The organism is Paraburkholderia sp. (genome assembly GCF_036488795.1).
Taxonomy (GTDB): Bacteria; Pseudomonadota; Gammaproteobacteria; order Burkholderiales; family Burkholderiaceae; genus Paraburkholderia.
Genome location: NZ_DASXHA010000017.1, coordinates 18,901 through 40,326, shown reverse-complemented (window position 1 = coordinate 40,326; position 21,426 = coordinate 18,901). Strand labels below are relative to the sequence as shown.

General features: G+C 63.6%; 13 protein-coding genes and 1 pseudogene. 4 read left to right on the top strand and 10 right to left on the bottom strand.

From position 1 onward, the window contains the following. Positions 1–5 precede the first annotated feature (5 nt). From VGH41_RS02550 to VGH41_RS02515, 8 genes are all read right to left on the bottom strand, one after another. The gene (locus tag VGH41_RS02550) at positions 6–1,853 is read right to left on the bottom strand and encodes an Hsp70 family protein (protein WP_331595775.1); all 1,848 of its coding nucleotides are present in this window, start codon (positions 1,851–1,853) and stop codon (positions 6–8) included. Then, the gene (locus tag VGH41_RS02545) at positions 1,850–2,452 is read right to left on the bottom strand and encodes a DUF2760 domain-containing protein (RefSeq protein WP_331595774.1); all 603 of its coding nucleotides are present in this window, start codon (positions 2,450–2,452) and stop codon (positions 1,850–1,852) included. The genes VGH41_RS02550 and VGH41_RS02545 overlap by 4 nt, the downstream gene beginning before the upstream one ends. A gap of 675 nt (positions 2,453–3,127) precedes the next feature. After that, complete coding sequence (locus tag VGH41_RS02540; RefSeq protein ID WP_331595773.1) at positions 3,128–5,077, bottom strand: alpha amylase C-terminal domain-containing protein; 1,950 nt, start codon at positions 5,075–5,077, stop codon at positions 3,128–3,130. 14 nt (positions 5,078–5,091) lie between these two features. Next, positions 5,092–6,354, bottom strand: coding sequence for a cupin domain-containing protein (locus tag VGH41_RS02535; protein WP_331595772.1), 1,263 nt, complete (start codon positions 6,352–6,354; stop codon positions 5,092–5,094). A 17-nt stretch (positions 6,355–6,371) separates the two neighbouring features. Next, positions 6,372–7,550, bottom strand: a complete 1,179-nt coding sequence (locus tag VGH41_RS02530; RefSeq protein ID WP_331595771.1) for a cupin domain-containing protein — start codon at positions 7,548–7,550, stop codon at positions 6,372–6,374. Between the two features lie 4 nt (positions 7,551–7,554). Further along, positions 7,555–9,378 (bottom strand): GMC family oxidoreductase, encoded by a 1,824-nt coding sequence (locus VGH41_RS02525; RefSeq protein ID WP_331595770.1) that lies wholly within the window; start codon positions 9,376–9,378, stop codon positions 7,555–7,557. Between the two features lie 18 nt (positions 9,379–9,396). After that, positions 9,397–10,428 carry a gluconate 2-dehydrogenase subunit 3 family protein gene (locus VGH41_RS02520; RefSeq protein WP_331595769.1) on the bottom strand — a complete coding sequence of 344 codons (1,032 nt, stop codon included), beginning with the start codon at positions 10,426–10,428 and terminating at the stop codon, positions 9,397–9,399. Positions 10,429–10,444: 16 nt separating this feature from the next. Further along, positions 10,445–13,756, bottom strand: coding sequence for an adenylate/guanylate cyclase domain-containing protein (locus tag VGH41_RS02515; RefSeq protein ID WP_331595768.1), 3,312 nt, complete (start codon positions 13,754–13,756; stop codon positions 10,445–10,447). Between the two features lie 595 nt (positions 13,757–14,351). Between VGH41_RS02515 and VGH41_RS02510 the strand changes: the two genes are divergently transcribed. Then, positions 14,352–15,974 (top strand): S10 family peptidase, encoded by a 1,623-nt coding sequence (locus VGH41_RS02510; protein WP_331595767.1) that lies wholly within the window; start codon positions 14,352–14,354, stop codon positions 15,972–15,974. Between the two features lie 24 nt (positions 15,975–15,998). On the opposite strand, the gene VGH41_RS02505 is transcribed toward VGH41_RS02510, so the two are convergent. After that, the gene (locus VGH41_RS02505; protein ID WP_331595766.1) at positions 15,999–18,569 is read right to left on the bottom strand and encodes an adenosylcobalamin-dependent ribonucleoside-diphosphate reductase; all 2,571 of its coding nucleotides are present in this window, start codon (positions 18,567–18,569) and stop codon (positions 15,999–16,001) included. Between the two features lie 201 nt (positions 18,570–18,770). Here VGH41_RS02505 and VGH41_RS26575 point away from each other — a divergent pair. Beyond that, a pseudogene (locus VGH41_RS26575) lies at positions 18,771–19,082 on the top strand (ArsR/SmtB family transcription factor); the annotation flags it as partial. A 6-nt stretch (positions 19,083–19,088) separates the two neighbouring features. Next, on the top strand, positions 19,089–19,565 hold the full coding sequence (locus VGH41_RS26570; RefSeq protein ID WP_331595781.1) for an SRPBCC family protein: 477 nt from the start codon (positions 19,089–19,091) through the stop codon (positions 19,563–19,565). A 144-nt stretch (positions 19,566–19,709) separates the two neighbouring features. Here VGH41_RS26570 and VGH41_RS02490 read toward each other — a convergent pair whose 3' ends face one another. Then, positions 19,710–20,000, bottom strand: a complete 291-nt coding sequence (locus tag VGH41_RS02490) for a DUF3331 domain-containing protein (protein WP_331595765.1) — start codon at positions 19,998–20,000, stop codon at positions 19,710–19,712. 337 nt (positions 20,001–20,337) lie between these two features. Here VGH41_RS02490 and VGH41_RS02485 point away from each other — a divergent pair, with 337 nt between their 5' ends. After that, positions 20,338–21,411: an AI-2E family transporter gene (locus VGH41_RS02485; RefSeq protein ID WP_331595764.1), complete on the top strand. Its 1,074-nt coding sequence runs from the start codon at positions 20,338–20,340 to the stop codon at positions 21,409–21,411. Positions 21,412–21,426: the final 15 nt, after the last annotated feature.

The window sequence follows — 21,426 nt, the reverse complement described above, 5'->3', positions numbered from 1 at the left end:
CTCGTTCAGACGTTGGCGTTGCCGCGCACGTCGAACTCGACCTTCCAGCGCTCACCGGTACCACGCGGGATGGCTTCCAGTTCGAGCGTGCCGGCTTCCGTCACGCGCGCGTGCAGTTTGACTGGCACCACTTCGCCTGGGCTGCGGCCTTCGGGCGGCAGCGTGGCCTGGATTTCTTCGAGTTCCTGCAGCTCTTCAGGCGACCAGTAGTCAAGCAAGGTGCCGACCTGATCCTGGCGGCGCACCGACGACCCGAAGAAGCGGAAGTGCACCGGTTCGCCTACCACGAGGCCGAATTCCTGCGCGGGCAACTCCGCGTCGGTTCCTTCTTCCATGCCGAAGGGCGCGACGCACAGCGCCTGAATCGGCGGCTCGAAACCGGGCACGGCGGGCATGGCCGATTCCACCGCGATATAGAACGCCCGCGCGAGGCCGCCGCGAATCCGCACGCCCTGGCCGCGCTTCACGTAGCCGTAGTAGGCGGCGCCGCGTGCCACGGCGAGGTCCAGATCCGCGCCTTCCAGCAGACGGGCGGGCGCGGCGCCTTCGTTGGCCAGCCAGCCGTTCAAGGTCTGCATGATGCGCTCCACCAGCAGTGGCGACTTGAATACGCCGCCGTTGAACAGCACCGCGGTGGGATGCAGGAAGCTCGCGCCTTCGGGCTGCACGCGCTGGAAGCCTTCGAGCTCGGCGAGTGCCGCAACCTGACGGCCAAGGAAGGCAGCCAGATGACGCGTGATGGCGGCATCCTGTGCATAGGGCAGGCCGAGTTGCGTCAGACCGACGCGGGCCCGGCTGACCGGACGCGCGGCGCTGTCCACTTGCGGAAAGAACCCTTCGAGGATGGTCTGCGTGAGTTCGGCGCGCGTCAGTTCCGTGCGGATCGAACCGCCGATCAGCTTCGCGCCGCGGCTCGGCACGACGAGCGGCACCGCGTCGGCGCTGGCATCGGTGAGCAGCGTTTCCTTGGCGGCGCGGCACGCGTAGGTGAGGGCGCGCAATTGCCACGGATCGGGCTGGGTGCCTTGCGCGGCGAGCTTGCGCGCCACCACGTGAGCGAGCGCGAGGTCCATGTTGTCGCCGCCGAGCAGAATGTGCTCGCCCACTGCCACGCGATGCAGTTCGAGATTGCCTGCACGCTCGACCACGGCGATCAGCGACAGGTCCGTGGTGCCGCCGCCCACGTCGACGACCAGAATGATGTCGCCCACCTTGACCTGCTTGCGCCATTGGCCCGCGCTCTTCTGGATCCAGCTGTAAAGCGCGGCTTGCGGTTCTTCCAGCAAGGTCATGCCGGTATAGCCGGCGGCCTGGGCGGCTTCGGCGGTCAGTTCGCGCGCGGCCGGATCGAACGAGGCGGGAATCGTCACGGTGATTTCCTGCTCGCCGAACGGCGCGTCAGGATGCGTGTGGTCCCAGGCTTCGCGCAGATGCGTGAGATAGCGAATCGAAGTTTCGAGCGGCGAGACGCGCGCGACTTCCGGTGGCGCGTCATTGGGCAGAATCGCCGCGCGACGGTCCACGCCGGGATGACAGAGCCAGCTTTTCGCACTCGAGACGAGACGGATCGGCGTGGCTGCGCCGCGGCTGCGCGCCATTTCGCCCACGGCGAAATCGCGGCTGCCGGTCCACGGCAAACCGAGGTCGAACGGCGCCAGCTCACTCGCATGCGGCAGATAAAGGAAGGACGGCAGCAAAGGCAGATCGTCGATGCTGCCCGGCGCTGTCAACTGCGTGATGGGCAGCACCTCCTGGGTGGTCTTTTCGCCGTCACTGCCGGCGAGGTCGACGTAGGAGAGGGCGCAATGCGTCGTACCGAGGTCGATACCAATCGAATAACGCGGCTCGCTCATAGTTCCACCTCGGCCGGTGCGATGACTTTCGTGTCGTGGCGCTCGGCGAGCTTCGGCAGACGCACGTCTTCAACGCGCCAGCCACGATGACTCAGCGTGCCGGTAAACGGCGCTTTACCGACGACATTGCCGGTCAGGCGCACAGCGGCGGCGTCGAAGCCCTCCGCGAGCGTCAAACGACTGCCTTCGGCTTCATCGCGTACCGGGCGAATGGTGAAATGCTCGCGCAGCACGGTGCGGCAGCCGCCGTGCACGACGCGCGCGGCAGCTCCGATGTCCGCATCCGAATAGCCGGCGACGTCTTCCTGAATGAAGTCGACAAAGCGCGCGTCGCGTTGCAGCAGACCGAGCAACTGCAGCGCGGCGTCCGGTGTGGCCTGCTTGAGCGTGGGCGCGACGGGCTGCGGCGCCGGTGCGGGCGTTGCAATTGGGGCGGCGGCCGGTGCCGGCGTGGCGGCTGGGGCTGTCGGGGCTGCGAAGGGCGTGCCCGCGCGCAGACGCTGGACGCGAGCGGCGAACTCGCCGTCGCCGAGAATGCTGAAGAACGTCCCCACGGCCAGTGAGATCCTGCCGAGGAAAGACACGTTCGAGTCGGTCATGAATAGGGCTCCTGATGCGCTCTGTTCGAGGACGAGCTGTCCTTGGGCGAGCCCGGGCAAAGCCGGGGCCGCCACGGTTCAAGCGGTTGCGGACATCGATGCACGCGCGGGCGCCATCGTCGAATTCATGGGGTGAGCGGGTCGGCTCCTATAGGCCGCCCGTTCCGGACAGGCTTTGCTCGCACCTGGTCAGCTTGCGCCGCCAATGAGACTGCCATCCCGTTATTTTACCTTCCAGGCGGGCGGGCTCCGGCCAGTGGCCCGTATCGGGGCGACAAACAGGGCGGGATGAGGTGTGGAGCGGGCCGATGGGCGGTGGGTCGCCGCGCAAATTCGCCCTAAAGCGGTAATTTATACCTGGTGCGCGTCAACAAAGGCAGGTCAAGAGCGGGAAATTACTCATGAAGTACTGAAGACGTTCGCCGATATCATAGCTACGCTTTCGCAATTGACAGGGTCACGCGGCGGTCGGCGCCGCAGTCCACATCCGGGCCATGTCACGGTCGAACGCTCCCGGTCGCTTCTGCTGACCGGTACTCCATTACGAGGATCGCCTGCGCGGCTCCGGGCGAGCGGCAGGCGGGCTTCAAATCGACACGCCGCGCGCCCGGCTGGGCGGCGCGGCCCATCTACTCGAGCTACCCGATTCGATGCGCGGTTTTGCCTCCATGCATCTCAACGCGCCAGCACGAGAAAACCATTCGCCGGCAGCGTGATCTCAGCCGAAGCCGGCATGTCATTCCACGGCACGTCGGACTGCGCGACCACCTCGCCACCGTTGCCCACCACTTGCGGGTTCGGATATCCATCGTAGTAGTCGCTATTGAAAATCTCGCGCCACGTGCCGCCTGACGGGAATCCCGTTCGATAGCCGTAGCGGTTCTCTTCCTGCAGATTGGCCACCAGCATCACGTCCGCGCCGACACCGTCGATCCAGCGGTGCAATGCGATGACGCGGTCCTCGGCATTGACGACCCACACATGCAGCGACTCGCTTCGCAACGCCGGCCAGTTGTTGCGAAGGTGGATCAGGTCGCGGCAAAAGGCGAGGTAGTCGCGCATCACGGAGTCCGTCGCGAGGCCGTCCCACCAGATCAGCAGGTTCGCGTGGAAGTTGATGTCGTCGCTCCACTGCTTGTCTTCGAGGATTTCCTCGCCCATGAAGAGCTGTGGGATGCCGGGCGCGCCGAACATCAGGCCCAGTGCCCAGCGCGCGCGGCTACGGGCAAACCACGAACGGTGGTCGGCAGGGTCGGCGAGGGCGGCGACGCGCTGATCGCGGTCGGCGAACACGACGTCGTGGTCTTCCAGCATGTTGACCGCGCGCCAGGCCGCGTCGAATCCCGCCGGCCGGGCGAGGCATTGCGCGAGCGCGTCCATGTCGACGAATGCGTCACGGCCGCCGCTTGCCTCGACGAGCGCGCGGCGAATGCCGAGCCGCAGCGGATCGGACCATGCGGCATCGAAACCGAGGCCGTTGGGCGTCGGCCGGATCGCGGCGGCGCGATCGTCGCCCCAATACTCGGCAATCTGGATTGCCTGGGGCCGCTCGGCGCGCAGCGTGTCGGCGAGGTTCTGGCAGAACTGACCGCCGCCATGCGTGTCGATCACGGTCACCTCGTCGTAACGCAACCCGTCGACGTGATACTCCTCGATGCATTGCTTCGCGTTGTCGATCAGAAACCCGCGGACGTCCTCGTTCCAGTACGCAAACACGCTGCCGCCCGCCCAGCTCTGATCGGTGAAGTAGACGCTGCGATTGTCGTCGCCGCCAGGCTGGCGGTCGATGAACTTCAGGCACTGGTCGTTAAATCCAGGCCCGGCATGATTGAACACCAGATCGAACATCGCGCATATGCCGCTGAGATGCAGAATGTCGATCACGCATTTCAACTGGTTGGGGCCGGGCAAGAGGTCGTTGAGCGTGAGTGGCGCCTTGCCGCGTGCGGCCAGCAGCGCGTTGGCCTTGGCCAGATAGCGGGCCAGCTCCTGATGATCGTTGACCTGATAATCGATCTCGGGTGAATACAGGTCGAGGCCGTTGTAGCCGAGACTGGTTTCGCTCGGGTACTCCTGCACGGGCATCAGTTGCACGCCTTTGATGCCGAGCGCGCAAAAGTAGTCGACCCGGTCGAGCAGGTCGAGAAACTTGCCGATCGAGCGCCGCTTGTCCTGGCCGAGTGCGTCGACCGCGTAGAAGGTGCCGATGTGCAACTGGTACAGCACGAGATCGTTGAACGGCGGCGTGCGGAAATCGCCGTCATGCCATGGGTAGGTTTGCGGATCGCGCACGATGCAATCGCAGGCGGGATAAGCCGGCTGTGTGCCCAGTTCGCGCGCTCGCGGATCACGTTTCAGACCGGTGCCCCCCGCGCCGACTACCCAGAAGCGGAACGGCGTGCCTTCGCCGGCAGCCGGCACGAACGCGCTCCAGGTACCGTCGCCGAGTGGGAAGAGGGCATCCGTGCTGGCCGGCATGAAGCCCGCTTGCTGGGCGTTCTGCAGGTTAAGGCCGGTCAGCACGAAGACCCGTTGTGCCGCGGGCGCCCACAGCCGGAAGGTCGCGCCGCCCGGCACGACAGTCGCGCCCATCCTGACATTGCCCTGGGTTGGGGTCGTCGTCATGGTGTTGCCGTCCGCTAGTCGTAGCCGCCGAAGGTGAATAGAAAGAAATCTTCATCCGAGGGGTTGATGAGCGCGTGAAGATTGCCCCCCTTCAGCAATGCGAGACTCCCTGAGCGCAACGTGCGTACTTCGAAGCAGCGTTCGCGCTCCGGCATCTTCGCCCAGTCGCCGACCACCATCAGCCCGGCGCGGTCGCCGATCGTCATGAAGATTTCCTGGTTGTCGCGATGCCGGTGCAGGCCGATCGCCGAGTTGGGGCGGATGATGTGCAGGTCCGCGTAATCGACGGCCATGAAGGGTTCAGTGCGGTTGTCGGCGCCCTTGTTGCCGAACGCATCGAAACTCCATGAAGGCAGCGTGCGGGCCAGTTCGCCCATGCCTGCAAACTTGCCGTAGTTCGACAGCAGGTTGCGATATTCGAGCGCGCCCGGTCCGCCATGCGCGTTACGACTGGTGCCGACGCTCAGAAAATTTTCCCAGCCGCGCAGAATCATGTTGAACTCGAACTGGTGATTCGCGCCGTCCATCGAATCCCACACGTTGCCGGACGCGTCGGCCCACGCGGCTTCGATGTGCAGACGGCGTACCGGATGCAGCGCGTCGTTCGGCGCCACGTTAAGCGCGCTCGGCACGTTGTCGCCGTCGAGCGCTTCACGCGAAAAATCGCCGTTCGCTTGCACGAGAGTCGGGTTCGGCACCAGCGCGCCCCGATCGAACGCCGCCTGACCGCGTGCGTCGAGCGCTTGGCGCAGATTCGCGGGCGAGCCTTGCCAGCCCCAGAATTCAATCGCGTAGCGGCCCGATTCCGCGTCGTAGGGCACGCTCACGAGCCCCGGTAACGCAACCTCGCCCACCTTCATCCAGAGGCGAATCGCCGGACCGGGCGAGCCGCCCAGCCGCGCCGCGAGGACGGAATCGGGACCGGCCTGATACGAAATGCGGATAAATGGCCCCGTCCAGTTGTCGAGCGAAACCTTGCCACGGACGAGGTGTGTGTCGCCCGCGGTAAACGACTGGACATTCTGTTTCTGGAAATCACACTTGTTGTCCTGCGCGCGCGGATCGAGCACGGCGCTATCCGGCGCACTGGGTCCGTAGAGCTGAATCGAGCGGATCGAAAACAGATACTGCAACTCCTCGAACAGATAGCATTCGCGCGCGGCAGCGAGTACCGCATTTTCGATCATGCCGAGCACCCGGACCACCGGATTGTCATGGCTGTAATCGGGCGTCGCGCCCGGACGAACCGGGACGACTTCTTCGTGCAGGATTTCCATCGCGTCAATCCCTTGGTTCAGGCGCTGTGATAGAGGAATGCAACGAATTTCAGATCTACCGGGCTGTCCGGCAGGTTGCGGATGCCGTGCATGCCGCCGCTTTTCGTGTAGATGATGCTCCCGGCCTTGACGGGCAGTTCCTTGAAATCCTGCTGCCCAAGCCCGAACACCTCGCGCTGCACGGTGTTGTACTGATCGCCCAGGGTGGGGTCGTCACCGACACGCAGATACGCGATCCCATTACCTTGCACGATGTAGTAGAGCTCTTCCGAGCCGACGTGCTGATGATTGCCTTCGACCTTGCCCGGTGGAATCGTGACCTCGTGAAAGAAGATCATCGAGCCGCCCAGTTCGCGCTGGAACAGCCAGCGCATCTGGATGATGTTGTTGCTGGACGCATCCGGATTGGTATAGACACCGTTTTGCCCGAGCATCATCGCGTTGCGGTACAACACGGGAGTCACGTCGCTCGCCTGCTTGAACCAGCCGCGCTGGAAGTCGAGCAGGTAGTTCATGTCGTGCACGGTGTTTTCGTCCGCGCTGGGTACGTCGGGGCGCACCGGTTGCTGGTGCGTGCGGCCGAAGTCGTTGTCCCAGGCCAGATCGTCTTTCTGGATCAGGTTGCCGAACGCGTATTGGCGCGACTCCTCGCGAAATGCCAGTTCCGCTTTGGCAATCGAAGTGACGTCGTTGAGCAGCGGCAGAAACTGCGTGATGCGCGTGATTTCGTTGTCGCGTCCCATCAGCGCGAGCACCGAGGCGTCGTGACGCGCGTTGTCCGGCTGTTCGAGGCGGTCCCATATCTCGGCCTGAAACGCGTTGACCCAGGCGTCGTAGTGCAGGGTCAACGGGTGATCGTCGTCGGTCTGGGCAGAGCGGCCGCTCTTGTCGGTGAGCTTGAGCCAGGCGGCGCAGCGGCTGCGCAAGAAGCGGTTCCGGACACGCATCGCCTCAGTGAGCCGCGAGCCGCGATATTCGATGCGCACGAAATTCGCATAGAACGCGCCGTCGAGAAACACGCTGCCCTTCAGGCACATCACTTCGTAATAGCTGCGCACGTCTGTCACGTTATAGCGGTAACGAGGGCTGCGCGTGGCGTTCAGATAAGCCTGGTGGTAGATGCGATCGGGAAAGAAGAGCACCCCGAAAATCTGGTTCGAAGGGTCGGTGCTCAGGGCGTCGAGTCGCGGGTCCATGGGTCTAGAGTCTCCCGGTCAGAATCTCGGCCACGCGAAAAGCGTTTGCCTCGATCGTCAGCGTGGGGTTCGCACCGCCCGAGGTGGGCATGAACGAGCCATCGGTGACGTACAGGTTGTCGAAGCCCCACGCGCGGCAATCGGCGTCGAGCACGGAATCCTTCGGGTCCGTGCCGAAGCGCGCGCCGCCCAGAATGTGGTTCGCGCAGCGGGCGTATTCATCCTTGCCGTATACCGCCCCGGCATTCAGCGCATTCTTGATTCCGCCGCTCGACAGCACGTCGTAGCATTGCGCGCTCAGACGGTTCATCAATGCAATGTCGTGCGAGTGCCAGTTCTTGATGATGTAGGCGACCGGCCGCCCCCATTTGTCGCGCACGTTCGGATGCAGTTCGATGCGATTGGACTTCTGCGGAACCTGGTTGGCCATGAACGTGAGGGACAGGCCACGGCCGAAACTGTCGTCGAGAAACTGATGCATCGCCTGTCCGCAGATATTGGCGGCGTTGTTGAAGCCGTCCCACAACGTGTCGAGATCGTGACTGTCGACGTTGCGCGCCAGCGCGAGGGGCAACGCGCGGTCTGAGGTGTTGTTGTAGATCACGGCGCCGGCCCACAACTTTTCGGCTGCGAGAAAATCGTCTGTATGACAGAAATCAGAGGCGAAGTCGCTGTCGAGCGATTCGGATTTGTCGTAGCGCTCGGGTTGAGTCACGAGGCCCGAGGCGCCGCCGAAACAGTGCGTGAGGAAATACGCGCCGAGCATGCCGTTGCGGTCCTGATTGATGTGTTCCGAGAAGCCAGTCTTGTCGAGTTCGGCCGACAGTTTCAGAAGACGGACAGTTTCGATCGCCGAGCAGGCCACTACCACGACGCGCCCCGCGACCGAGTGCGGCGTGCCATCCGGGTCGACGAAATGGACCGCGCTGATCCGGCTTCCTTCCGAAGCCAGATGCGTGACCGTACAGTTCGGCAGCAGCGTGAAGTTCGGCAGATCGTAGACCGGGCTGAGCAGCGACACCCACGTGCTCGACTTGAAGCCCATCGGGTCGCCGTAGCGATTGACGTACGAGGTCCTTGCGAGCGCTCCGGTTTGCGGTCCCTTCCGGTTGCTGGGCGGGTGGTCCTGTGTAATGACCGCGAGCGGCGTCCGGTAGTACGACATATGAAGCGCGTCCATGCCGGTCTTGACGTGCTCGCTGATCGGGTTGTACTGCAACGGCGGCTGATACATGTCGCCGCTCTTGAAGGGCTTGCGCTGGTTGTTGACTTCACCGTTGATGCCTACCAGTCGCTCGGCGAGCGCGTAGTACGGCTCCAGCGTGTCGTAGGTGATCGGCCAGTCACGTGCGGCGCACCGCACCTCCTCCTTGGGATCGTCGAGCAGGGCCGCGCCTGGGCGAGTGTTCCATTGGGCGAGCGTCAGATCGCGCGGTGTGTAGCGCAAGGACACCCCGCCGTATAGCTGCGTTCCACCGCCCACCACTTGCGCGGTATAACCTTCGATGGTCGCGGCGTCGCGCGGCTTGCCCTGATCGTCGCTGCGCAGGTAGATGTGTGGCTCGTCGTTCAGATCGGGCTCGACATGGCTCGAGTAGTAGGACGCACCGTGATTGTCGACGTCGAGGTTCAGGATTTTTTCCGGGCCGTCCGAGATCAGTTCGTCACGCTTGAAACCGCTCACGCGTCCCTGCACCTGATATTGCGGGCGGATCAACGGCCCTTTCTCCAGCACCAGAACCCGCTTGCCCTTGCGTGCCAATTGATGCGCGATCGGCGAGCCTCCGGCCCCGCTGCCGATGATCACGATGTCGTAACTGTCTTCCATGGCATGGGTCCGGGGCGTTCAGCCAAAATACTCGGCGTTCATGCCGAGAGGAATTTCCATGGCGCGGCGCCAGTCGAAACAGCTTTTGCCCGGCGAGCCATCCGGCTGATCCTTGTCACGGAAGGTCCCTTCCAGATAAGCCCAGCCCGCACCGCCCACATTGCCGCCGTATTTGGGATGCGAGAACGCGCCACAGAACGTATGTCTGCGCAGGAGCTGCAGGAAAAAGCGCGGACTCTGGTATTGCGAGGTGTCCCAATCGGGGACGTTGTCGGCCGCCATCTGGTCGTACAACTCCTTGTAGCTATCCGAGTCGACCTGCGAGGGCGCGAGCGACGGATGGCGTTTTCTGAGCACTGCATTGATGAGCGCGAGGCAGATCTTGTAGTCGACCAGCCGGTGGTGCTCTTCGCGCGAGAGAATGTTGTCGATGAAGTTCACGGCGCCCACCGGTTGCTCCAGCCGATAGGCGCTTTGTTGCGTCGCCTTGTCGGCGTTGTAATAGAACGTGTCCATGAATTTCTGCGCGGCACCTGTTGTGAACGGCAGAATTTCATTCGTGAGGCGCGCGAGAATGGAGATCTCCCAACTCTCGAGACTGACCGGCACGGCGCAGTAGTTCGTAAAGAAGCGCGACCACTGCGCTCCGGTATCGAGCTGGGTGCGTTGCGGATTGATCGGGTCGAGCACGGCCTGACCGTCGACGATGAACTTGTAGAGGTACAGGCCGCCGCTCGCCACGCGTACCGTGGCTGCGCGGTAAAGCGTGCGACGGTTATCGAACAGCACGGGTTCGAGCTGCGTCGAGTCCCACAGGTTATCGAAATTGCCGACCACGGCGACGGGCCGTTCGTCATCACGCGCTGCGGCACGCCATACGAAAGTCACCTGATTCGGTGGATGCTGCGCGGCCGTGACGTCAGCGAGCCGGGTGCTTTCGATAATCGGAAAGCGCCACGGCTCCGTGTATCCGGGCGAGGTGCTGGCGCGCGCAAGATACTTCGCGGTGAAGTTCAGGACGTGGATGTGATCGAGCGGATCGGCTTGCAAATCGCACCTCCACGAGTCAGGGAACCACGCGGTGATCTGGCGCGCGGCGATGGGAGATCCCGCGCGTATCGCGCGTTGCCAGCGCAACATCGATCGCGCCAAGTGCGCAGCCGAGTTGTGCGTCGACGATGTCCTGCCGCACGCGCTCCAGACGCTGCCGCGCCACGAGACGCGGGCTGCCGATGGCGAGCTCGCGCAGCGCGCGAGCGCGTTCGATCTGCAGCATCGCCCATGGAAACGGCTCGTCGCGCATGAACTTCTCGAGCGCCTCGCAATAGCGCAACGCGTTGTCCCACTCGGCCGCGTCGATGCAGGCCTCGATTGCGCTCACGTAAAAACGCAGAACAGAACGCGCCAGACAGGGATGCATCAACAAGGCTTCCCCTTCGTGCAAGGCCTGAGCGCGTTCCTTACGCCCTGTCGCCGCGCGCGCGATCATCCCGAAGATGGCGGCCCCCGCGAAGCCCATGCCCGTTTCGCGGGCGAGGGCGAGTGCCGCGTCGAGCTGATGCCGCGCGTCATGCCGGCGTCCCTGGCGCAACCGCAGGTCGGCCAACGACAGGCGCAGCGACGCTTCGAAGCGACGCGCGCCCGAGCGCCGTGCGAGTGCGATGCCGTCCACACAGGCCGGCTCAGCTTCATCGAACTGGCCTGCATCGACGAGAACCGTGGCGAGTGTCATCAAGGCGAATACCTGGGCCGGCACGAGGCCCACGCGCTGTGCGTCGAGCCACGCACGGCGCACTTCCGCCGACGCCTCGCCGAGTTGCGCGGCGTATCGCAAGCAGTGGCCGAGCATGCACCGGTTTGGAATTTCGATTGCGATGCGTCCTTGCGGCGCGCACAGCGTGACACAGCGGCGAAACGATTCGAGCGCCTGGCGCAGGTGGCCGAGTTCGAGTTGCGCGTCGCCCAGACCGCTCAACGCACGTACTTCGCACTCCGCATCGCCGCTCAGTCTGGCGTGGTGCAGCGCCTGGACGTGTTCGATCTCGCAGGCGCGCGCATCGCCGTGGGCGTAGTACAGGTTGCCGCGCGTGTTGTGAATTTGCGAGCATTCGACGTCCAGATGCAACTGGTTTGCGACGGCCTCTGCCTCGGATAGCGCAGCCACCGCCTGCGCAAAGTTTCCGGTCACGCGACAGCCCGCGGCAATGCCCATCCAGGCGCGGCAGCGTTGCAGGTCGTTGGCGGCCAGATCGAGCGAGGCACGATAGGCGTCGATCGAATCCGCTGACTGGCCGGCCTCGCGCAGCAATTCGGCATACAGCAGCGACAGTTCGCACTGCACCGCCGTCTCGCCGGCCAGCGCCATGCCGCGTTGCGTCAGCAACAGCGCCGCGTCGAAGCGAAAGCGCCGCATCTCGTACTTGACGGCCGACAGATAGGCCGCGGCGGCGTCCGGATCCTGCGCACGGTCGAGGTGCTCGGCGCTCAGGACGGGGTCGCTATTGCCGACCCATTGCGCGACCTGCTTGTGCAATACGCGCCGGCGGCTCTTTAGAACCGAGGCGTAGATGGCCTCCTGGATCAGGGCGTGGGTGAACAGAAAAGCGTCGCCGTCCGGGCGGATCAGGCCCGCCGCGGTCAGCGCGTCGCAATGATCATCCGGCTTGCCGGTGAGGGTGCGCAGCGCGCCTGCCGTGAAACGCTTGCCGACCACCGAAGCGGCTTGCAGCGCGGCGCGTTCGGATGGTGTCAGGCGGTCCATCCGTTCGAGCACGAGGCTCTGCACGGTAGGCGGTACGTCGCTCGGTTCGCGCTCGTGCGGTGCGCGCAGCAACTGTTCGAGGAACAGCGGATTGCCGTCGGCCCGCTCGACGCATTGCTGGGCGAAGTCGGCCTGGACTTCCGCCCACGTGCAGGCGAGCGCGGCTGCTTCGTGCGGGCGTAGCGGCCCGAGGTCCAGCGTCACGAGCGGACGGTCCTGGAGCGCGGCACGCCACGTCAGATCCAGTGGATCGCCTTCGATGCGCGAGGTCATCAGCAGGATGAGCGGCGCGTCGACAACGCTGCATGCGACGGCTTGCAGCTGCCGCAGAAATTCGGCGGAAGCCCAATGCACGTCTTCCACCGTCAACAGCATTGGACGGACTCGCGCAACCCGCTGCAGCATCGCGATCAGCGCGTCGGTCTCGCATTGCGAGCGGGTGGCGTTGTCGATTGCGTTATAGACGGCGATTTCCGCCGCCGACAGGCTCAATTCGAGCAGCGCTGCAAGGAACAGTTCCTCCTGCCCGACGATCAGGCCCCTTTCGACGGCGTGTCGCAACGCGAGTCGGGACGCGGATTCGTCGTCGGGCGCGCTCACGCCGAGCGCGGTCTTGAGCAGGGCGGGCACCGCTGCCTTGCCTCTGGCGACACCGAAGTCCAGCACCTGTTCGATCGGCACATCGAAGCCTGCCGCGCTGGCGCGCGCCCGAACTTCGGTGACGAGGCGCGATTTGCCGATGCCGGCCTGGCCGCGAATCACGATGGTGGTGCCGGTGCCGGTCTGCCGTAAGCCCTCGAGCGCTGCGACGATCTGTTCGAACTCGGCTTCGCGGCCCACGAACGGCGACAGCGGTGGCGAAGCAGGCCGCAGGCGTCGAACCCGCCATACCTGCACAGGCGCGGCGAGGCCTTTGACCGCATGCGCACCGTGCACTTCGACTTCGAGTAGCGTCGACACCGAACGGTACAGGCCGTCCGAAATCAGCGTTTCGCCCGCGACGGCCAGGTCTTGCAGACGCGCGGCGAGATTGACCGTGTCGCCCGTGATCGAATAATGCGCGCCGTTTTCACTGCCGATCATGCCGGCCACCACTTCGCCGCGCGCCACGCCGACGTGCAGGCGCAGCGGCTGTCCCAGGCAATCGGGCATGCCGGCCGCCGTGTCGTGCATGTCGAGCGCGGCGCGCAAGGCGCGTTCCGGGTCGTTGCCATGCGCCACGGGAGCGCCGAAGACCGCCATCACCGCGTCGCCGATACGGTCGAAAACGTGACCGCCATAGCGCACGACGATGGTTTCCATTGCCGCATAAAAGCGCCGCAGCATGTCCTGAACCTGTTCCGGATCGCTGCGCGCGCACTGCGCAGTGAAGCCGGAAATATCGACGAACAGCACGGTGACCTGGCGGCGGTCTTCCGAGGTGGGCGCGCCAGTCCATGCTGGGGCGTCACCGCCTTCGTGATGCGCCACGGCAACGGACAGAGGTGCGGCTGGCGGCACGACCGCGGCTGCGCGCACCGCGCCATGCAAGGCTGGACTAGCCGGGAGCTTCGTGCCGCATTCTTCGCAGAACTTGGCAGTAGCAGGGCAGTCGTGATGACACAGAACACATTTCATCTTCCGGGCTCGGACCATGAAGTCGGGTAGCGCGATCCGGTCCAACCACGCTCGCAGTAAAAACCATTCACTCTCAATGCAGCGAACCGGTATGGATATCGTGAAACACGCTGTTCACATAGCATGGCACATCGTTATGAATATCCAAGGAAGATTTGTTATTCACCGCGCAAAAAGAATGAGATGCACGCTTTAATTGCAGCGTGCATTGAGAATGTGCTGGCATATTCCGCCAGGTGGCGCACAGAGCCAATCTTGACGCTTTAATGCGGGCATTGACGAATGGCGAGGCGTGTGGCCGCGATGAAAATAAGGGTTGAGGCGCCGTGAACAGAGACAGGATGACGCAAGCCTGGCGAATGAAATGACGCATTCGGTGCGGCTGGTTTTGATGCAATGGCGTACGCAATTAGAAATTCCGCGGCCCGGATCGTTTTATGTTTGAGCAGCACCCGCGCGGCCCGGTTCGAGAAATCGTTCGGCCGGCGTGTGCTGTGCCGCGTGAACCTCGAGCCGGTGTGCGACACGGAGGAGGCTTCGCGCACTCGTGAACGCCTGCGCGTCACCGATGCGATACCCAGGGAGCGGACGACCTATGTCAACAGCACTCGATGCACCCCAATCCGAGCAGCCGGCCCCAGCCGATCAACCGTATTCCGACCCAACCGCATACGGCAGCGGTCCGGGCGATTCGATCACGGACACGTCTGAACAGGCGGCGATCACGCATCATCAGATCGAGCTGGACGGCAAGACGATTGCCTATACGGCGAGCGCCGGGCATCTGGTCACGCGCGATCCGACCAGCGCGCAGCCGGCCGCGAAGATCTTCTATGTGGCGTTCACCGCCGACGGCGTCGATCACGACACACGGCCGGTCACGTTCTTCTATAACGGCGGCCCAGGCTCGTCGTCAGTGTTTCTGTTGCTGGGTTCGTTCGCGCCGCAACGCATCAAGACCCAGATGCCCAGCTTTACGCCGGCCGCACCTTACGCGATGGAGCCCAATCCTGACAGCTTGCTCGACAGAAGCGACCTGGTATTCATCAACCCGGTCGGAACCGGCTATTCGGCTGCGATTGCGCCGAACAAGAACAAGGACTTCTGGGGCGTTGACGAAGACGCGGGGTCGCTGCGGCAATTCATCGAGCGCTTTCTGACCGTCTACGATCGCTGGAATTCACCCAAATTCCTGTTCGGAGAATCGTACGGTACCGCGCGCAGTTGCGTGCTTGCCTATCTGTTGCATGAAGCCGGCATCGACCTGAACGGCGTCACGCTGCAGTCGTCGATTCTCGACTATTCGCAGGCGGGCAATCCGGTCGGGCTGCTACCCACCTGCGCCGCCGACGCGTGGTACCACAAGAAGATCAATGTCACTCCCGCTCCGGCGGATCTGCCGTCCTATATGCAAACGATCATTCCGTTTGCACTGACGCCTTATGCGGCCGCCTTGGCGGCCTTTCCGGCTGCGAACGCCGCGACGGTGCAACAACTGAGCGACTCGATCGGCATCGCGCCGGTGGTGCTCGACAGCTGGAGCCTCGACGTGGCGGCGCAAAACGCCATTGGCAACACGGCATTTCTGGTGTCGCTGCTGCAATCGGCGGGGCTCGAACTGGGCGCCTACGATGGACGCGTGACCGGGGTGGGCACCGGTATCGCCGCGGTGATCAACCCGAACTCGGGCGGCAACGACCCGACCATGACCGCGGTAAGCGGCGTGTACACAGCAATGTGGAACAGTTACCTGAACGACACGCTGAAGTTCACGTCGGTCTCACCGTTCACCGATCTGAACGATCTCGCCTTTGCCAACTGGGACTTCGGCCACATCGACCCGACGGGCGCGCAAAAAGGCAAGGACGTGAACGGCAACATCGTGCTGTACACCGCCGGCGACCTCGCGGCGACCATGTCGTTGAACGTGGACCTGAAGGTGCTGTCGGCGAACGGCTACTACGATGCGGTGACGCCGTTCTTCCAGACCACCATGGATTTGCAGAACATGCCCTTGCAGGACGCTACGGTGCGCAAGAATCTCACGGTCAAATACTATCCGTCGGGACATATGGTGTATCTCGACGGCGGCTCGCGCACGGCGTTGAAGGCGGATCTGGCGGCAATGTACGACAGCACGACCGCCGATCACGCGGCGATAGCGCGCGTGCGGATGCTGCAGACCCGCAGACGGGCCATGCTGGAGCGCAAGCCGTAGTCTCGCTGACGACTCGCGACGTCTTCATCCGCACGCGCCAATTTCACCGCACGCCGTGCAGAAGTCGCAGCCGTCCTTGCGGATCACCGCGTTTGCGCCGCACGATCCGCATTTGCGACCCAGCATGGTTTGCAATGGCGCTGTGCCGTCTTGCGCGGACGTTTCAGTTTCGGCGTCCGCGCTTGCATGGCCCCTCAGGCCGAAGTCCGCCGTCAGCGCGGAGGGCGGTCTGATTTCGCCGCGCTGCAGCCGCGCCAACATGCGCGAGGGCACCTGATTGCCTTCGGCGTCGAGAAAGCCGCGCCGATGCAAAATCTGCTGGATGGCATACGCCAGCGCCGCGACTTCCGAATCGTGCCAACGTGGCGTGCGATGACCGTCGAGCCGCTGCACTTCGCCAAGCCGCACCTGACCGCGATCCCACGACACCTTGCGCAGGTCCTGCAAGATGCGCGCGACAAAGAAGCCACCGCGTGCCGCAAATGAGAGCGAACGCATCGTCGCGGTGATCCATTGCTGCGATTCGTCGCGCTGGCCGGCGGGAATGAAGAACTCGACCGGCCGTTCGATGGTTACTTCTTCACCGCTCAAACGGCCGGTCACCTCGATGAACGACACGGCGACATACAGCGACTTCTTGCCGAGCTGCGTCAGATACTCGACCTTTTCGATCACGGCGGGCAGTTCGCCCTTCGGGCGATGATCGATGGAGATGCGCAGCGGATCGATATCGGCATCGCTGATCGCGTCGTCCGCCTGCGGCGGCTGTGTCGTGACGCTCAGCACGGCACCGAGCGTTTCGTTGGGCCGGTATGTGGCCATGCCTTTGAGGCCACCTTTCCACGCATCGAAATAGAGGCTTTCGAAGGCTTCGAACGGGTAGTCCGCAGGCACGTTGACGGTCTTCGAAATCGACGTGTCCACGTACGGCTGAACGGCTGCCATCATCTCGAGGTGGTCGCGCGCGGACATTTCCAGTGCGCTGATGAAATACTCTGGCAACGCGTTGACGTCACCGCCGAGTTCACGATAGAGGCGATACGCATAGTCTTCGACCGCGAACGTTTCGCGGCTGCCGTCGGCCATGACTTTCATCCGGTTGTAGGTCCAGGAGAAGGCCGGTTCGATACCGTTCGACGCGTTGTCGGCGAACGCGAGACTCACGGTGCCGGTAGGCGCGATGGACAGCAGATGACTATTGCGGATGCCGTCGCGCTGGATCGCTTCCTTGATGTCCTCGGGCAGGCGCGACGCGAACGTGCCCGGCTCCAGGTACTGCCTGGCGTTGAAGAGCGCAAACGCGCCGCGTTCGCGGGCCAGTTCGACTGACGCGCGATAGGCCTCGTCGCGCATCAACCTGGCAATCCGTACCGCAAAGTCGCGGCCTTCCGGCGCGTTGTAGCGCAGTCCGAGCATCACGAGCGTATCGCCGAGACCGGTGAAGCCGACACCAATGCGTCGTTTGGCGCGCGACTCGTCGTATTGCTCGGGCAGCGGCCAGAGCGTGACGTCGAGCACATCGTCGAGGAACCGCACCTGAGTACGCGTGCTTTGCGCGAGTGCGTTGAAGTCGAATGACGGCTTGCCGCCTTTGAGTTCCGCAAACGGGTCAAGCACGAAACGCGTGAGATTGAGCGGGCCGAGATTGCAGCAGCCATAGGCCGGCAGCGGTTGCTCGCCGCACGGATTGGTCGCGCGAATCGTTTCGATTGCGCGCAGGTTGTTGTCCTCGTTCATCCGCGAGATGAACACGACACCCGGCTCGGCGACGTCGTAAGTCGAGCGCATGATGCGATCCCAGATCGCGCGGGCCGGCATCTCGCTGTAGACCCACAAGCCGTCTTCGCGCTGACGGACTTCGTTGGCGGCACGCAGGGCGGGTGAGGGCTCGGCGCGATGCACCAGTTGCCACGCCTGATTCGCCTCCACCGCGCGCATGAATTCGTCCGTGACGGCGACCGACACGTTGAAGTTATTCCAGCGGCCCTTCGAATGCTTGGCCTCGATAAACTCCAGAAGATCCGGATGGCTGCAGTCGAGCACCGCCATCTGCGCGCCGCGCCGCGAGCCGGCGCTTTCCACGGTGCGGCACGACGCGTCGAACACATCCATATAACTGCACGGACCGGACGCCGATGAACTGGTGGTATGAACCCGCGCCCCCTTCGGACGGATGGCCGAAAAGTTGTAGCCGACGCCGCCGCCGCGCCGCATGGTTTCGGCAGCTTGCAAGAGCGCGACGTAGATTCCGGGCAAGCCTTGTTCGTCGTGTCCCTGAATAGCGTCGCCGACCGGCTGCACAAAACAGTTGATGAGCGTCGCGGCGATGCCGCTGCCCGCCGCGCTCATGATGCGGCCGGCGCCAAGTGCGCCCCGGCGCAAGTTTTCTACGAAGCGCGCCTCGACGGTCTCGCGCAGCGCTTCCGGTTCGGCCAGAGCGACGCCATGCGCGACGCGTTGGTAGACGTCGTCGGAGGTCTGTTCATTGCCTTTGGCGTATTTCTCGAGCAGGACGTCGAGAGAGAATTGCTGCGGTGCAACCAGCAGCTGCGGTACGGAACGGTCGGAGCGGGTTTCAACGCTGTCGTCTGCCATGGTCCAGCCTTTAACGGCGCCGCGCGGGACGCGGCGCAATGGTGGAAAAGCAGGTCACGGTAAGGGGCGCTGGCCGGGCTGGCGTGACATGCCGCAACCAGTTCACCTTAACGCAGGTGGCGGGACGTCGCAACGTCAGGCTCTTGCCTTTGGATCAAGGCGCTTAACTCATCTTGACATGTGACCAAATGGTCACCTAACATGGATTGCATGGACGACGTATTCAAGGCGCTTGCCGACGCGACGCGGCGCAGCTTGCTGGACGAGCTCTTCAAAGAGGACGGGCAGACCTTGGGCATGCTGGAGAGCCGCCTGCCCATGACGCGTTTCGGCGTGATGAAGCATCTGAAGGTGCTGGAAGAAGCGGGGCTCGTGGTGTCACGACGGCGCGGGCGCGAGAAATTGCACTTCCTGAACGCGGTCCCCATCAGGCTGATGCACGACCGGTGGGTGAGCAAATATGCCGCGCCCTGGGTGGCGGCGTTGAGTGATCTGAAGCAGGAACTGGAGGAGAAGACGATGGAGAAGGTCTTTGAAATCTACATCAAGACGACGCCGGAGCGGCTTTGGGAGGCGATCACGAATCCGCAGATGCGTCGCAAGTATACGTTCGGACTACTGGTGACTTCGGACTGGACCGTGGGCTCTCGCTATGAGGGGCGTAGCGGTGAGTCGACCAAGGCGGGTTTCGCGCCGCATAGTGCGATTATCGAGGGGGAAAACCTCGACGTCGATCCACCACGCAAGCTGGTACAGAGTTTCCGGGCGTTATGGAGCGACGATGTGAAGGGCGAAGGGACATCGCGCGTTACATGGGAGATCGAACCGATTGGCGACTCCTGCCGCCTGACGGTGATCCACGACCAATTGCGCGAGAACGCCAACGCTGAGCTGTATGGCGGATGGCCGATGGTGCTCTCGGGCCTAAAAACGCTGCTGGAAACGGGCGAATTGCTGACGACCCCGGGGTCGCTGAGGTACACGGCAGGACCCTAGGCGTATGCGCTCGCCCAGACCCGGGCACGACACGCAGGGCGTGTTCGCGCGAACCACGGACACCGCAGCCATCTGTTGCGTGACAACTCGTGACTCGCGCAACAGCAAGACCGACCTTCTTCGGGTCTTGCTCAAGCAACGCCCTTACAGTCCTTCAACAAGACTGCACAGCGTCTCAACCGAAATCATTGCCGAAGCATTCGAAGGCGCCGGTCGTTCGGCCGGCTTGAAGACCGCATCGCCACGCCGGATCTTGCGGCGCGACACCGCGCAGGTGCCCGAAGTATGCGCGGAACGGCGGCGCCAGCGCTGCTCGCCGTAGTGACAACGGCCTGGCTCGACCCAGCGGATCACCAGCGTCGTGTCGGAGCGCTCGAGAATCTCGATGCGTACGCCATTGGCACCGTCAAGGGGGAAGGACTCTGTGGTCTTCATCGTCGGCTCCGTAAGTGTGGTGTGCCGAATGTATTCCTGCGCGAGCCCAAGAGCCATTGTGTGCCAGTTGAAACACTGTTCTTGAATTAGCAACAATGCTACTTGACTTCGGCGGTGTTACCGAACCGCGCGGGTTTGCGGGTAGGTCTGCGGGAGATTTTTGCTCTAGCGCGATTTTTGCAACGCAGTGTTGCCTGCAGCGCGACGGGCGTGGAGCCTGACGGAAGGCGCGGGGCGCTTCCTTTAAGATGTGGCCATTGAGGAACTGAATGCGGCACCCAGTGTATCTGGTTTGCTTTTTTTGCGTCGGCTCGCTCGCCTATCTTTGAGAGGTCAAATGGTCACACCGCCGGTCTCACCGCCGCCCGGCACGCCCAGCCGCAGAAAAATGCAGCAGGGGGCGTCCGCTGCACTGTATGCCGCCCTCGTGCTATTGGCGCTGTGGATCATTCGAGACTTCATCCCGGCGGTCGGCTGGGCGTGCGTGATTGCGATTGCGCTGTGGCCGCTGTTGCGCAAGATCGACTGCCATGCCTGGTTCCAGGGTCGCACCACCTTGATCGCGGCGATTCTGACCGCGGGCATCGCGTTGCTGGTGGTGTTGCCCGTCGGGCTCGGCATCGTGCAGGCGTCGCATGAAGTGCACGACCTGCTGGCGTGGTTCAAGGGCGTCCAGGAAAACGGTATTCCGATGCCTGACATCGTCCACCATCTGCCGTTCGGTTCGGAGCAGGTCGCGACCTGGTGGCAGACCAACCTCGCGCAGCCGTTGCGCCAGTCGCCCGCCATGAAAGGGTTGCACGGCAATGCCGTGGTCACCTTCAGTCGGCATTTCGGGGCGCGCGCGGCGCACGGCGTGATGGTGTTCGCCTTCATGCTGGTCACGCTGTTCGTCATCTTTCAGGCAGGGCCGCGTCTGTCCGGCGCGTTGCACAAAGGAGCGCAGCGGGCGTTCGGCAGCAACGGCGCGCAGCTTCTGACACGCATGACCGCGGCGGTGCGCGGCACGGTGGCGGGGCTCGTGGTGGTCGGCATCGGCGAGGGTGCGTTGCTCGGGGTGGCCTACGCGGTGACCGGCGTGCCGCATGTGGCGTTGCTTGCGTTCGTGACCGCCATCGCCGCCATGCTGCCGTTCTGTGCGCCGCTCGTTTTTTGCGCTTCGGCGCTCTGGCTGTTCGTGCAAGGATCGGTGGCAGCGGCGCTCGGCCTGATCGTATGCGGCTTCGTCATCGTCTTTATCGCGGAACACTTCGTGCGGCCGGTCATCATCGGCAATTCGACGCGTCTGCCGTTCTTGCTGGTGCTGTTCGGCATCCTCGGCGGTGTCGAAACATTCGGGATACTCGGCCTCTTTATCGGCCCCGCGCTGATGACCGTGCTGATGGTCTTGTGGACCGACTTCGTGCGGTGAGACGGATTCGCTTGT